The following is a 14,978-nucleotide window of genomic DNA, read 5'->3' on the forward strand; positions in this document are numbered from 1 at the left end:
TCTTACGCAAAGGCTATTAGAAGGTAGCTTTGGAGCACTATTTCTGAAATTAAGTAGGAAGTAGCGGGTCAGCCCGTTATAGCATTTGAGAGTTTTGCTTGCAAAGCAAAAAATTAAGGTGGTACCGCGAGCTTTTTCGTCCTTAGAGATAAGGAAGAAAAAGCTCTTTTTATTGGGAAAATAAGGAGGCTTAGGATGCAGCTCATTGGATTTGTACTGCTTTGTATCGGCTTAGCCATTACTTTGGGAGCAAGGCGAATTGTACTTGCTAAAACAAAGCTAGATAAGGAAGATAAAGAAGAGATAGAAATTCTAGCAGCAGGAGCTATTATTGCGGTGAGATTAGCTGGTTTTGTGGTAGCAGCTATAGGTTTGGTTTTTTTGATGTTAATGCACTAAAACAAAGGAGGATATTATGAAAGAATTAGAAAAAGTATATGATCCTAATCAAGTAGAAGAAAGATTGTATCAAAAATGGGTAGATAACGGTTATTTCCATGCGGAAGTAGAAAAGGATAAAGAACCTTTTACTATCGTGATGCCACCCCCTAATATTACAGGACAATTGCATATGGGTCACGCCCTTGATAATACCCTTCAAGATATTTTAACTCGCTATAAACGTATGCAAGGTTATAATGCCCTTTGGGTACCTGGTGTAGACCATGCCAGTATTGCTACAGAAGTAAAAATTGTAGAGCAAATGTTAAAAGAAGGCATTACTAAAGAGGATATTGGACGTGAAGGTTTTCTTGAACGTGCATGGGAATGGAAAGAACAATATGGTGGACGTATTATTAGTCAGCTTAAGAAGATAGGAAGTTCTTGTGACTGGGAACGTGAACGTTTTACCATGGATGAAGGTTGTAGTGAAGCTGTACAAGAAGTTTTTATTAGACTTTATAATAAAGGATATATTTATAGAGGCTCTCGTATTATTAACTGGTGTCCAGTATGTGGAACTTCTATTTCGGATGCAGAAGTAGAACATGCTGAAAAAGAAGGTAATTTTTGGCACTTACGCTACCCAGTTGTAGGGAGTGATGAATTTATTCAGTTAGCAACGACTCGTCCTGAAACCATGCTAGGTGATACAGCTGTGGCAGTTAATCCAGAAGATGAACGTTATAAACATCTTATTGGTAAAACAGTCAAATTACCTCTTACTGATAGAGAGATACCCATTATTGCCGATAGTTATGTAGATCAAGAGTTTGGAACAGGTGTGGTAAAAATTACACCAGCTCATGATCCTAACGACTTTGAAGTAGGTCAGCGTCATAATTTACCTCAAATCTGTGTTATGAATGATGATGGAACCATGAATGCTTTAGCGGGTAAATATACAGGTATGGATCGTTATGATGCACGTCGTGAAATGGTAAAAGATCTTGAAGCAGAAGGTATTTTAGTAAAAGTAGAACCACACACTCATAATGTAGGGACACATGACCGTTGTAAGGCTGTTATTGAGCCGATGATTAAAGCCCAATGGTTTGTTAAAATGGAAGAGTTAGCAAAGCCAGCTCTTGAAGCTGTAAGGAATGGGGATATGAATCTTGTTCCTAAACGTTTTGAAAAAACCTACTTTAATTGGCTGGAAAATATCAGAGATTGGTGTATTTCTCGTCAGCTCTGGTGGGGACATCGTATTCCAGCTTATTATTGTGAAGAATGTGGTGAAATTATTATTTCAAAAGAAATGCCTCATAGTTGTCTAAAATGTCAAGGAACAAAGTTGGTACAAGATGAGGATACTTTAGATACATGGTTTAGCTCTGCACTATGGCCATTCTCTACTTTAGGCTGGCCAGAAAAAACGGAAGAACTTGAACATTTTTATCCAACAAGTGTCCTTGTGACAGGTTATGATATTATCTTCTTCTGGGTAATACGTATGGTATTTTCAGGCCTTGAACAAATGGGGGAAATACCATTTAAGGATGTTTTATTCCATGGACTTGTAAGAGATGCTGAAGGACGCAAGATGAGTAAATCTTTAGGTAATGGTATTGACCCACTTGAAGTGATTGAAAAGTATGGTGCAGATGCACTAAGATTAACTTTAGTAACAGGTAATGCACCAGGTAATGATATGCGTTTCTACTATGAAAGAGTAGAAGCAAACCGTAACTTTGGTAACAAATTATGGAATGCAGCACGTTTTATCCTTATGAACTTTGAAGGAGAAGACATTAACTTAACGGTTAAAGAAGAAGAGTTTACAGCGGCAGACCGTTGGATTCTTTCTAAAGTAAATACACTTGCTAAAGAAGTAACAGAGAATATGGATAAATACGACTTAGGTATTGCTGTTCAAAAGCTTTATGACTTTGCTTGGGAAGAATTCTGTGATTGGTATATTGAGATGGTAAAACCACGCCTTTATAACAAAGAAGATGTTTCTCGTAAGGCTGCTCTTTGGACACTTAAAACAGTCATGATTTCTATTTTAAAGATGCTCCATCCTTATATCCCCTTCATTACAGAAGAAATTTTTATGAGTCTTCAAGATCAAGAAGATACTATCATGCTTTCTAGTTGGCCAACCTTTAAAAAAGAATGGGATTATAAGGAAGATGAAGAAGAAATTGAACTTTTAAAAGGTGCTGTACGTAATATTCGTAATTTAAGAAGTGAAATGAATGTACCTCCTTCACGTAAAGCCAAAGTATATGTTGTATCAGAGGATACAAAGACACTTGATATTTTTGAAAGAGGTAAAGTATTCTTTAGCGTACTTGGTTTTGCTTCAGAAGTTATTATTCAAAAAGATACTACAGGTATTGATAGTGATGCTGTTTCTGTTGTTGTTCCTCATGCAACACTTTATATTCCTTTTGCGGAGCTTGTAGATATTGAAAAAGAGTTGGAACGTCTCACTAAAGAAAAGCAGAAGTTAGAAGCAGAAGTAGAGCGTGTAGACAAAAAGCTCTCTAACGAGGGTTTTGTGGCTAAAGCACCTGCCAAGCTGATTGAAGAAGAAAAGGCAAAACGTCAAAAATATCAAGATATGCTTCAAGTTGTTGTTGAGCGCTTAAATCATTTAAAGAAATAAGAGTTTGTATAAAGACGTATTTTCTAGAAAACTAGGGGATACGTCTTTTAAAATTAATTATGCAGAGAGGGTAAATCACAAGTAAAAGCCATCTCTATACAATAATGAAATTTGGGACTATAATAAAGAAAGCATCACTTTATAAAAATTTTACATAAATAAGTGTTTATAAAAATAAAAGGTAAAATATAAAGAATAATTATTATTTTTAGCACAATGAGGTGTTGTAGTATGAAGCAGGGTTTGTATTTAGGTGTAGATATAGGATCTACAACAGTAAAAGTAGTTTTTTTAGATAAAGCATTTAAACTTATTTACTCTAGGTACGAAAGACATTATTCAGATATACGAAAAACTTTGTTACATATTTTAGAGACAAGTAGAGAGGTAGTAGGCAATGCGTCTATTCAATTAGTGATTACAGGTTCAGGAGCTATGGAGCTTGCGACACTATTAAAATTACAATTTGTACAAGAGGTGATTGCCTGTACAGAAGCAGTGGAGTATTATATTCCACAAACAGATGTGGCTATTGAATTAGGAGGGGAAGATGGAAAAATCACCTATTTCTTAGATACGTTGGAACAGCGCATGAATGGAAGCTGTGCCGGGGGCACAGGTGCCTTTATTGATCAGATGGCAACACTTTTAGAAACAGATGCAGCAGGACTCAATGAACTTGCAAAAAAGCATAAGGTTATCTATCCCATTGCAGCAAGGTGCGGGGTATTTGCCAAGACAGATGTACAGCCCCTTATTAATGAAGGAGTAGGCAAAGAAGATATTGCGGCTTCTATTTTTCAGGCTGTTGTTAATCAAACAATTAGCGTTTTAGCGTGTGGTAAGCCTATTAAAGGGAGAATTGCCTTTTTAGGAGGCCCGCTTTTTTTCCTTTCAGAACTAAGGGAACGTTTTATAGCAACCTTACATTTGAAAGAAGAGGAAGTGATTTTACCAAAAGAACCTCAACTTTTTGTTGCCTTAGGTGCAGCTTTATTAGCTCAAAAAGAAGAAAGTCTTTTTCTAGAAGAGTTACTTAAGAGATTAGAAGATTTAGAACAAGGTTTTAGCAGAAGGCATAGTTTAAAACCTTTATTTGAAAAAAAAGAGGAGCTTGAAGTTTTTCGTCAGAGACATCAAACTTATAAGGTAAAGGAAAGCTCATTAGTTACTTGTCAAAAAGAGCTTTTTTTAGGAATTGATGCAGGTTCTACTACGACTAAACTAGCGCTTATTGATTCACAAGGAACATTGGTGTATTCTTTTTACGGAAGCAATAAAGGAGACCCTCTTCAGTTGATAGAGGATAAATTAAAGGAATTATATGAATTATTACCTGTAGGAGTTCAGATTAAAAATAGTTGTGTAACAGGTTATGGTGAAGCTTTAATAAAAAATACCTTTAAAGTAGATTTAGGTGAAGTGGAGACAATTGCTCACTATAAAGCAGCACAAAGGTTTAGTAAAAAGGTAGAGTTTATATTGGATATTGGTGGTCAGGATATGAAGTGCATACGCACCAGAGAAGGTGTGGTACAATCGGTTATTTTAAATGAGGCATGTTCTTCGGGGTGTGGCTCTTTTATTGAGATGTTTAGTCAATCTTTGGATATGAGTCTTGAGGAGTTTGTGGAAGCTGCACTTTATGCCAGGGATCCAGTAGATTTAGGAACACGGTGTACTGTTTTTATGAATTCTAAAGTAAAAGAAGCACAAAAAGAAGGTGCGACAATAGGAGATATTTCAGCAGGACTTTCCTATTCTGTTATTAAAAATGCTTTATATAAGGTAATCAAACTGCGCAGTACGGAAGAAATACAAGGGGATATTGTTGTGCAAGGTGGTACCTTTTATAATGAAGCAGTTTTACGAGCTATTGAACTTATTTTAGGTAAGGAGGTCATCCGTCCGAGCATTGCTGGATTAATGGGAGCTTATGGAGCAGCTCTTTTAGCAGTAGAGCGTTATCAAGGAAAGCCAAGTACCTTATTAAATAGTGAGGAAATTTGTAAACTTTCTATGATTAAGATTCCTTCACGTTGCAAAGGCTGTGAAAACCACTGTCTTTTAACTGTTAATGAACTCAGTGATGGTAGACGCTTCGTATATGGCAATAAGTGTGAAAAAATGAATGGTAGTAAAGAGCGAATAGGGGAGATTCCTAATTTGGTACACTATAAGTATAAGCGTGTTTTTGACTATGAGAGCCTTCCCATTGAGGAAGCGCCTCGCGGCAGTGTAGGTATACCAAGAGTACTTAATATATATGAAAATTATCCTTTTTGGCATAGTTTCTTTACAACCCTTGGATTTCGTGTAGAGCTATCAAGTGTTTCTCATAAAAAAATTTATGAAAAAGGAATCGCAACTATTCCATCGGAATCTGTATGCTATCCTGCTAAAATAACTCATGGGCATATTATGGATTTAGTAGAAAAAGGTATTCGTTTTATCTTCTATCCTTCTGTGCCTTATGAAAGGCAAGAAGATCTAACAAGTGATAATCACTATAATTGTCCTATTGTTACTTCTTACCCAGAAGTTATTAAGAACAATGTGGATGAAGTAAGAGATTCTAAATTTATTTTTAAATATCCTTTTTTAAACTTAAATGATACGCAAATGGTAACTAAGCAACTTACAAAAGAGTTTAAAGAATTAAATATTACTTATAAGGAAATAAAAGCAGCTGTTACAAAGGGATTTGAGACTCTAGAAGTTTTTAAAGCGGATATGGCAGCTAAAGGTGAAGAAACACTTAAATGGATGCATAAAGAAGGAGTTCAAGGAGTCGTAGTAAGTGGACGTCCTTACCATGTAGATCCTGGGATCAACCATGGGCTTACCCATCTCATTACGGGAGAAGGACTGGCCGTTTTAACAGAAGATTCGGTAGCTCATTTAGGGAAGATTCAAAGACCACTTCGTGTACTGGACCAATGGTCTTATCATAACCGATTATATCGTGCAGCAGATTTTGTGAGTCATCAGAAGAATTTAGAATTAGTACAGTTAACTTCTTTTGGCTGTGGTTTGGATGCGGTAACAGCTGATCAAGTACAAGAAATACTTGAAGGTGCAGGGAAAATTTATACCCTTATTAAAATTGATGAAGGAAGTAACCTAGGAGCTATTAAGATTCGCATTCGTTCTTTAAAGGCAGCTATGGAGGAACGTAAAAAGCTATATAGGAAAGAAAAAGTAAGTGTACCTAGACCTAGAGTTATCTTTACTAAACAAATGAAGAAGGACCATATTCTTTTGGCACCTCAAATGTCACCTATTCATTTTCAGTTTGTAGAAGAGGTTTTTAAAAGCTCAGGCTATCAGTTTAAACTATTAGCTGATGCAACAAGAGAAGATATTGAAGAAGGGCTTAAATATGTTAATAATGATGCATGCTATCCTGCTATTATTGTGATTGGTCAGTTTATTAGGGCTCTTAAAAGTGGTGAATATGATATCCATAATACCTCTCTTATGATAACGCAAACAGGGGGAGGGTGCAGAGCGTCTAATTATATTGGTTTTTTGCGTAAGGCACTTCATGAATGTGGTTTTGATGAGATACCTGTTATTTCCCTAAATGCTTCTGGTTTAGAGGATAATCCAGGGCTTTCACTTACTCCCAATATGTTAAATAAGGCAATTATTGCTATTTTATATGGAGATTTATTAATGCGTGTTTTATACCGTACACGTCCTTATGAAGCGGTTCATGGTTCTGCAAATGCACTCTATGAAAAATGGGTAGCAAGGGGGATTGAAAATGTAAGGACAGGGAATAAGACTGTTTTTAAACAAAATGTAGCTGCTATTGTAAAAGAGTTTGATACATTAGAGTTAAAGGAAATAGTTAAGCCTAAGATAGGGCTTGTAGGTGAGATTTTAGTAAAGTTTCATCCTGAGGCCAATAATCATGCAGTGGATATTATTGAAAAAGAAGGGGGAGAGGCTGTAATGCCAGATCTCTTAGACTTTTTCCTTTATTGCGCTTATAATAATATCTTTAAGCATCATTTTTTAGAAAAATCCATTAAAGGAAAATTAGGAGGGCAGATTGCTATTGCCTATCTAGAACAAAAACGTCAGTATGTAAAAGAGGTTTTAGCAAAAAGTAAACGCTTTACTCCTCCTCACTCTATTAATCATTTGGCTCAAAAAGCAGGAGAGATTATGTCATTAGGGCATCAAATGGGAGAAGGTTGGTTTTTAACAGGAGAAATCATTAGCTTGCTAGAAGAAAAAGTGAATGGTATCATTTGTATGCAACCTTTTGGATGTTTACCTAATCATGTCACAGGGAAAGGTATGGTCAAGGAATTAAGACGTGTTTATCCACATTCGAATATTGTAACAGTTGATTATGATCCAGGAGCTTCCAGTGTCAATCAGTTGAATCGTATCAAACTCATGATGGCAACAGCTTTTAAAAATCAATAATAAGTATTAGAAGAAGTTTCTTTCCTTTTTAAAAAGATAGCAGATAAGAGGTGATTAAAACAACCTTTCTTATTTGCTATCTTTTTTGTTTTATATGACATACAAAATAGTCAAGCTGTATATATATAGTAGTAGGTTACACTTTGATGAATGAGGGAGGAGACTATGGAAGACAGATATTATAGGCAAGAAGCAAATAAGGTATTACAAGCACTAGAGGTGGACAAGCAAAGAGGTCTATCTACAAGTGAAGCAAAAAAAAGATTAGAAAAGGTGGGGCCTAATACGTTTACACCTCCTAAAGAAAAAAGTTTGTTACAGGAATTAGGAGAAGCATTAACCCAACAACTCATTGTGATTTTGTTAATTGCATCAGGAGTAAGTCTTTTAATTGGTGAATACGATGATGCAATGGGTATTTGCTTTGCTGTTTTATTAGGTATTACCATTGGACTGGTGACAGAAAGTAAGTCACGTAAGGCTTCTGAAGCTCTTTCACAAATGGTAGATGACTGTGAGGTAAAAGTGCTTCGTGACGGACAAAAGACATTGCTATCTAAAAAGGAAATTGTTCCAGGTGACATTATTTTTTTAGAAGGTGGGGACAGAGTACCTGCTGATGGGAGAATTTTAGAGGCTATTGATCTTAAGGTAAGAGAGGACATGCTTACAGGTGAGTCGGATGATGTTAAGAAAAGACAAGGTATTGTAGAACTTGAAAAGTTAGATATAAATGGTGAGAAAGTACTTAAAGACCCTATACCGGCTAAACAGTACAATATGCTTTTTGGAGGGACGTTGGTAGCTTGTGGACAAGGGTGTATGGTAGTTACACAAACAGGTGACCATACAGAAATGGGGAATATTGCAAAGGAATTAGGGGAAAGAGAAGAGGACACACCTTTACAGATTAAAATGAATAATTTAGGGGCAGGAATTTCTAAAATCTCTACTGCAGTTGCAGCAGTTCTTTTTGTTTATATGTTTTGGCAAATTGGAAAAGAAAGTCATATTACATTACAGTTTGATAGCTTAGGGAATTTTATCCATTCTCTTAGTCCACTCTTTTATCATTTTCCTGAAATAAAAACAGCTTTTGTTGTCTGTGTAGCACTCATTGTGGCAGCGGTACCAGAAGGTCTAAATACAATGATTAATATTACTTTGGCTATTATGATGAAAAAGATGGCAAGTATTCATATATTAGTTCGCAAGAAAGAAGCTTGTGAAACAATTGGCTCCATTAGTGTTATTTGCAGTGATAAAACGGGTACTTTAACTCAAAATAAGATGCAAGTTGCTCAAGTATATTGTAATGGTCAATATGTGTCCTTGAAGGGGATGGACTGTTTTTTTATTGAAAACTGTGTACTTAATAGTACGGCTGACTTAGAAACGACGCCACATGAAGAAAAGTACATAGGTAGTGCGACAGAAGGGGCCTTACTTCATTTATGTAAGGACTATCATTATAAGCAACTACGAGAAAAAACACAGATTGTTTATCGTTTACCTTTTCAGTCACAAACTAAGTTTATGGTAACTACAGTAAAGGACGGTAGCTGTTATAAAATCTTTTCTAAAGGAGCGCCGGAAGTTATATTAGAACAATGTCGTTATGAAAAGAAAGATGGGAGACTTCAAGAACTAACAGCTGAAAGGCGTGGGAGGATTCTCTATGAAATAGGACTTATGCAAGGTGAGGCCATGCGTGTACTTGCGTTTGCGTATGGAGAAGAAGGGATTAATCCTGGGAGTACAAAGAAGGAAAAGTGGAATAGAGAGCTTATATTTAATGGCTTTGTAGCTATTAGTGACCCTATTCGTCCAGGTGTTAAAGAAGCAGTGGCTTGTGCGGCAGAAGGTGGTATTGAAACCAAAATGCTAACAGGTGATAATTTACAAACAGCCATTGCTATAGGGAAAGAAATAGGAATTGTAGGGAAGGGTAAAAGAGCAGTAGAAGCCAGTTATATAGAAGGCTTAAGTGAAGCTATTCTAGCTAAAGAATTAGAAACCATTAGTATTGTTGCAAGGTCCAAGCCAGATACTAAGTTGCGCATCGTTAAAGCCCTTCAAAAAGCAGGAGAGGTTGTTGCGGTAACAGGGGATGGTATCAATGATGCACCCGCACTTACTAAGGCAGATGTAGGGATTGCTATGGGCATTGCGGGAACAGAGGTAAGTAAAAATGCAGCAGATATTATCTTAACAGATGATAGCTTTGGAACAATTGTTGAAGCTATTAAATGGGGAAGAGGAATTTATAATAATTTTCAACGTTTTATACAATTTCAATTAACAGTTAATGTGATTGCCTTTATGGTTGCTATTTTAACTCAAATAATGGATTATCCCATGCCTTTTACTACGATTCAACTTTTATGTATGAATATCATTATGGATGGACCCCCTGCTTTAGTATTAGGACTTGAACCTATTCGTGAAACAGTAATGAAGCGTAAGCCCATTGCTCGTAAGGCTAATATCATTAATCAGTATATGATCCGCAACATTATAGTAAATGGAGGTATTATTATCACACTGCTTATGTTACAAATTAGAAATAACTTTTTAGGTATAAATATAAATAATCCTGTAGAGGCACAAACAGCTCTTTTTAGCCTTTTAGTTTTTAGTACGCTTTTTAATGCCCTTAATTGTCGGGAGTTTGGCACAGGAAGTATATTCCCTAATCTTTTAAAAAATAAATGGGCATTATGGACGATTGGCATCACCCTTTGTATGCATGTAATGATGGTACAGTGGGGAAAAGAACTTTTTAGTGCAGCACCTCTTAGTCTAGGATTATGGCTTAAAATAGTAGCTTACGCTAGTTTGATTCTTATCCTTAATGAAGGTGTAAAATGGATACTTAGAACACTTAAACATTCTACACGTAGAGTATGGAGACAAGCTAAAAAAACATTTCCTGCCTTAAAGAAAATATAAATAGGCACTTATTACTCTATTAGTAATTAATAAAAAATAAAAAGACGCCTTAAGACGTTTTGGACGAACTTAAAGGTGTCTTTGTGTATTTATAGTCTGTGAAACGCTTATTTTTAAAAGAAATCGTTTTCTAAAAGGATATGCTGTTCTTCTGTGCTTTCACCATAAAAGCCATTTTGCTCTAGAATAGAAGTTAAATACATAATAGCTATTAGAAGAGGTTGAGCTTCCTTAGAAGCATGGAAGGCTTGAAGGGCATAGGTATGGAAAGTTTCTTTTGACATAGCAAAAGGAACAACACTCATAAGATATTGCATACGTAATTTACGTTCAAAGGGTGGCAAAGCATCTAAGTCTTTACGAAGCTGGATTAAAAAATCTTCAAAAAGAGACTCGGTTTGTGTATGCATAAGAGGTTTTTTGCTGATGTCAAAACTAAACAAATGAGTAAGGCGCATTTGTAAGGAAGTTTGCAATAATGCGAAAACAGAGGAAGGAACACTTTGTTTACAGGCTTTGAGAAAAGGTTCTTCTAAAGAAGCTTTAATTTCCTCTACGCGTTCAGGTAAAGTAGAGATAAAAAGCTCCCGGTCTTCCCCATTTTCTAAAATAGCTTTTATAGAGTAGTAAAGGTCATAAAAACTAGGATGAAGGTCAGTGAGTGCTTTAAAGGAAGAGTTCTCTAGTAAAAAGAAAGTACATAGTGTACAAATAACCTCATAGAGAGCTTCTACGATTTCTAATGCACCTTGAAGAGTTTCTTCTAAAAGATCCCTATTTTCTTCAAAATCTTCACGATTCGTTAAGCACTTAAACTCTTCTAAAGAAGTAGCAATGTCTTTAAAATGTTTACCATATTCTTTGTATTTTTTTCCGTCAAACAGCTGAGCTAAAATTTGTATAAGAAAATCAGCACTTTCAGCAGTATCTTCAATGTGAATTTGTTTAAGTGTTTTGCTGATGTAATAAATAAAATTATCTTTAGTTAGACGAATAGGAAGATAAGGTAAAAGCAAAGCGGCACGACTTTGTCGCTCGTGCAAATTGGTTTCATGGAAGATGAACTGTGTGCAATCCTGGGCTAATTTCTCAAAGTCAAAGGTATGCAGGCTGTTTAAGTCAGCTTCGAAAAAGGGTAAGTCTTCTTGAGAGGGCAAAGCTGTCATTTCAAATACTAAAGTGAGCTGCGTAAGTTCCCTTTCATAAGCTTTAAGTGTACGGTATTTTTTCTCTAAAACAGGACGTAAGTGAATGAGTTTTTCTACATAGGTTGCTTTAATATCTGTACTTTCAGACAAAAGGGTAGGGAGTGCAAGGAAAAGAGCTTCTACCTCTTTGGAAAGATTATTTGTCTCTTCATCTAAATAAGGTAAAGAAGAAAAAAGAGAATGAGTAAGGGCTCTTAAGTAGCGATCTATGCAATGGCTATAGGCATAAGCTAAACCTACAGTTAAAGAATGACGTTGATTTTCCATAGTAAGACTCCTTTCAAGACATGTTTCTATAAGCATAAACAATTTTAGCGCTGTTGACAAGTGAAAGAAAATAAAAATGTAAAAAAATGGATAAAATATTGAAAAAAGATTTAAAATATATTAATATAGTATAAAGAGGTGAAAAACTATGGAACTTACTACTGGTGTAATGGAGAATCAAAGAGAAAGTTTAGAGCAAGGTAATTGCAAAAGACCACATGATTTTTTGGGGATGCATCCTGTACAGGAGACTAACAAAAGTAAATGGATTACGCGTGTTTTTTGCCCTACAGCTACAGAGATAACCGTTGTTTCGTGCAAAGATAGTACAAAGACCTATCCACTTAAAAAGGTTGATAGTGAAGGGTTGTTTGAGGGAAGCATAGGTACACGTAAGAAAAAATTTTTGTACAAGCTTATGTGCAAAGATAAGGAGGGGAATACGTGGTCTTACATAGATCCTTATCAATTTAAATGTACATTTTCTGACTTCGAGTTATATTTATTTGGACAAGGTACGGACTATGAAGTGTATAAGAAAATGGGGGCAACCTTTAGAGAAGTAGAAGGTGTAAAAGGGGTACGCTTTGCAGTATGGGCACCTCATGCTAAGCGTGTTAGTGTGGTTGGAAGCTTTAATCATTGGGATGGTAGAAGGCATCCAATGCGCTACATCCCTGAACAAGGTATTTGGGAATTATTTATTCCCGAAATGAATTCCTTAGAAACTTATAAATATGAAATCAAAACACAAAAGGGTGAACTTCTTTATAAGGCAGATCCTTATGCAAGGTATTGTCAACTAAGGCCTGATAATGCATCCGTTGTTTATGAGATGAAGCCCTATAAATGGAAGGATGATAAGTGGATAGATAGACGGCAAGCTTCAGCTTATTATAAAGAAGCAGTTTCTATTTATGAAGTACATATTGGTTCTTGGAGACGACATGCAAGTGGGGAGTTTTATACTTATCGTGAAGTAGCAGATAGTTTGGCGAAGTATGTAAAGGAGATGGGCTATACCCATGTAGAACTAATGGGTATTATGGAACATCCTTATGATGGGTCTTGGGGATATCAAGTTACAGGCTATTTTGCACCAACTAGTCGCTATGGGACACCCGATGATTTTAAATATTTTGTAGATACAATGCACCGTCATAAAATAGGTGTTATTTTAGATTGGGTACCCGCACACTTTCCTAAGGATGCTTTTTCACTTGAAAAGTTTGATGGACAACCTCTTTATGAAATGGCCAATGAAAAAATGTCCCAACATCCACATTGGGGGACTTTAATTTTTGATTATGGCAAGCCACAAGTTTCTCTTTTTATGATTGCTAGCGCTTTATCTTGGTTAGATAATTATCATATTGATGGTCTACGTGTAGATGCCGTAGCTTCCATGCTTTACCTGGATTATGGACGAGAGGGTGACTATATCCCTAATAAATATGGTGGAAGGGAAAACTTAGAGGCTATTGAGTTTTTTAAAAAGCTTAATACAGTAGCTTATACACAATTTCCAGGAATTATGATGATTGCAGAAGAATCTACAGCATGGCCTTGTGTTTCACATCCAGTTGATGAAGGTGGACTTGGATTTGGTTTTAAGTGGAATATGGGATGGATGAATGATTTTCTAAGTTATATGAAAATTGATCCTTATTTTAGAAAATTCAATCACCAAAAGATTACCTTCAGCTTAATGTATGCCTTTAGTGAAAATTTCATTCAGGTGCTATCTCATGATGAAGTAGTTCATGGTAAAAGTTCTATGATTTATAAAATGCCTGGAACTGAGTGGGAGAAATTTGCCAACCTAAGAGCAGCATATGGATACATGTATATGCATCCAGGTAAAAAGATGCTATTTATGGGAAATGAATTTGCTCAGACTACAGAATGGAATGAAGACAGAGAGTTAGATTGGAATCTTTTAGAGCATCAATCTCATGAGCAGATTAGGAAATTTGTGAAAGAACTTAATAAATTTTATAAAAAAAATAAAGCTCTTTGGGAAATAAGAAATGGCTATGAAAATTTTGAATGGATTGATTGTGATAATAAGGAGCAAAGTATTCTTTCTTTTATTAGAAGAGGGCCGTCTGTAAAGGATGAACTTCTTATTATAATTAACTTTACACCTGTTATATGGAAGGATTATCGTGTAGGAGTACCTAGTTATGCAGAATATATTGAGGTACTTAATAGTGATGCAGTATGCTATGGTGGAAAAGGTATTACTAATGAAAAGGTTAAAGCCACTTTACAACCTTGGCATGGAAGACAACAAAGTATTGCTATCAATATCCCTCCTCTTGGTATGAGTGTTTTCAAAATTAATAGACTTTTAAAGGAACCTGAGATAACTACTCTTAAAATAAAAGGTGAAGTGCAAGCTACAGAGGAAGGAAAGTAAGCACTTACAAGGTCTATTTTAAAAACAGGTCTTGTTTGTTTTAGTAAAAGTCTGGCCATACTCTTAGTAAGTTGTTAAAGGAGGTAAGCCATGTATTTACTAAAGCAATTATCTAGTAATGAGAAAAAGAAAGATAGGATGGAACTATACGAGAAGTGTACTACAGGTTGGATACTAAAGGAGGGCTATTGGGTTACAGGGGCTCAATCTTTTTATCAGCTTTTAAGTCAATACCCTTTTCAGTTAAATTATGCTATACTACAAATAAATCAACCTTACCGCAATCTTCTCTATCATTTTTATCCGCATCTAAAGATAATGCTTGATAAAGAAGCAGTTATTAAAGAGTTTGAGAAAAGAGTAGGAATCACGCGTTGTTTTTATGAAGAAGTAGCAGTTTCTCTTCAAAGTGTGATGCAAGGAGCAACCGGTGATATTCGGCTATTTATTTATGATTTTTATCATCTTTCCTCACCAAAAGACGCTTTTATGTTCTATGAAAATTGGCAACTTCAACTAAATCTGAAAGAAAAATCAGTAATATCTTTTGTACGTTTTATGGAATATTATCTAGAAGAAATACTTAATTACTTTGAGATGAGCAATTGTCTCCCTTGAAGCATTTAAC

General features: G+C 35.6%; 7 protein-coding genes and 1 other annotated feature (1 of these 8 only partly in view). Of the genes, 6 read left to right on the forward strand and 1 reads right to left on the reverse strand.

Annotation, left to right across the window (positions count from 1 at the left end):
* Window positions 1-147 (forward strand) — a binding site (T-box leader); it begins 71 nt to the left of the window's first position.
* Window positions 148-195: 48 nt separating this feature from the next.
* The 4 genes from CS063_RS03945 (at window position 196) to CS063_RS03960 (ending at window position 10,453) form a co-directional block, all read left to right on the forward strand.
* On the forward strand, window positions 196-399 hold the full coding sequence (locus CS063_RS03945) for a hypothetical protein (protein WP_099448381.1): 204 nt from the start codon (window positions 196-198) through the stop codon (window positions 397-399).
* 16 nt (window positions 400-415) lie between these two features.
* Window positions 416-3,058 carry a valine--tRNA ligase gene (locus tag CS063_RS03950; protein WP_099448382.1) on the forward strand — a complete coding sequence of 881 codons (2,643 nt, stop codon included), beginning with the start codon at window positions 416-418 and terminating at the stop codon, window positions 3,056-3,058.
* 231 nt (window positions 3,059-3,289) lie between these two features.
* Complete coding sequence (locus CS063_RS03955; protein WP_099448383.1) at window positions 3,290-7,501, forward strand: 2-hydroxyacyl-CoA dehydratase; 4,212 nt, start codon at window positions 3,290-3,292, stop codon at window positions 7,499-7,501.
* A 165-nt stretch (window positions 7,502-7,666) separates the two neighbouring features.
* Window positions 7,667-10,453, forward strand: a complete 2,787-nt coding sequence (locus CS063_RS03960; protein WP_099448384.1) for a calcium-translocating P-type ATPase, PMCA-type — start codon at window positions 7,667-7,669, stop codon at window positions 10,451-10,453.
* Window positions 10,454-10,566: 113 nt separating this feature from the next.
* Here the strand turns inward: CS063_RS03960 and CS063_RS03965 are convergent, their stop codons facing one another.
* Window positions 10,567-11,928 carry a hypothetical protein gene (locus tag CS063_RS03965; protein ID WP_099448385.1) on the reverse strand — a complete coding sequence of 454 codons (1,362 nt, stop codon included), beginning with the start codon at window positions 11,926-11,928 and terminating at the stop codon, window positions 10,567-10,569.
* 148 nt (window positions 11,929-12,076) lie between these two features.
* On the opposite strand from CS063_RS03965, the gene glgB reads away from it, so the two are divergent.
* Both glgB and CS063_RS03975 read left to right on the forward strand, forming a co-directional pair.
* A complete protein-coding gene (gene glgB / locus CS063_RS03970; RefSeq protein ID WP_180270669.1) occupies window positions 12,077-14,350 on the forward strand; it encodes a 1,4-alpha-glucan branching protein GlgB in 2,274 nt (757 codons plus the stop codon).
* Between the two features lie 90 nt (window positions 14,351-14,440).
* Complete coding sequence (locus CS063_RS03975; RefSeq protein WP_099448386.1) at window positions 14,441-14,968, forward strand: hypothetical protein; 528 nt, start codon at window positions 14,441-14,443, stop codon at window positions 14,966-14,968.
* Window positions 14,969-14,978 lie beyond the last annotated feature (10 nt).

This window comes from Sporanaerobium hydrogeniformans, assembly GCF_002735925.1.
Classification (GTDB): domain Bacteria; phylum Bacillota; class Clostridia; order Lachnospirales; family Cellulosilyticaceae; genus Sporanaerobium; species Sporanaerobium hydrogeniformans.

Bases quoted from the DNA above. Each gene is read 5' to 3' on its own strand.
- CS063_RS03945 (WP_099448381.1), top strand. From the start codon at position 196: ATGCAGCTCATTGGATTTGTACTGCTTTGTATCGGCTTAGCCATTACT.
- CS063_RS03950 (WP_099448382.1), top strand. From the start codon at position 416: ATGAAAGAATTAGAAAAAGTATATGATCCTAATCAAGTAGAAGAAAGA.
- CS063_RS03955 (WP_099448383.1), top strand. From the start codon at position 3,290: ATGAAGCAGGGTTTGTATTTAGGTGTAGATATAGGATCTACAACAGTA.
- CS063_RS03960 (WP_099448384.1), top strand. From the start codon at position 7,667: ATGGAAGACAGATATTATAGGCAAGAAGCAAATAAGGTATTACAAGCA.
- CS063_RS03965 (WP_099448385.1), bottom strand. From the start codon at position 11,928: ATGGAAAATCAACGTCATTCTTTAACTGTAGGTTTAGCTTATGCCTAT.
- glgB (WP_180270669.1), top strand. From the start codon at position 12,077: ATGGAACTTACTACTGGTGTAATGGAGAATCAAAGAGAAAGTTTAGAG.
- CS063_RS03975 (WP_099448386.1), top strand. From the start codon at position 14,441: ATGTATTTACTAAAGCAATTATCTAGTAATGAGAAAAAGAAAGATAGG.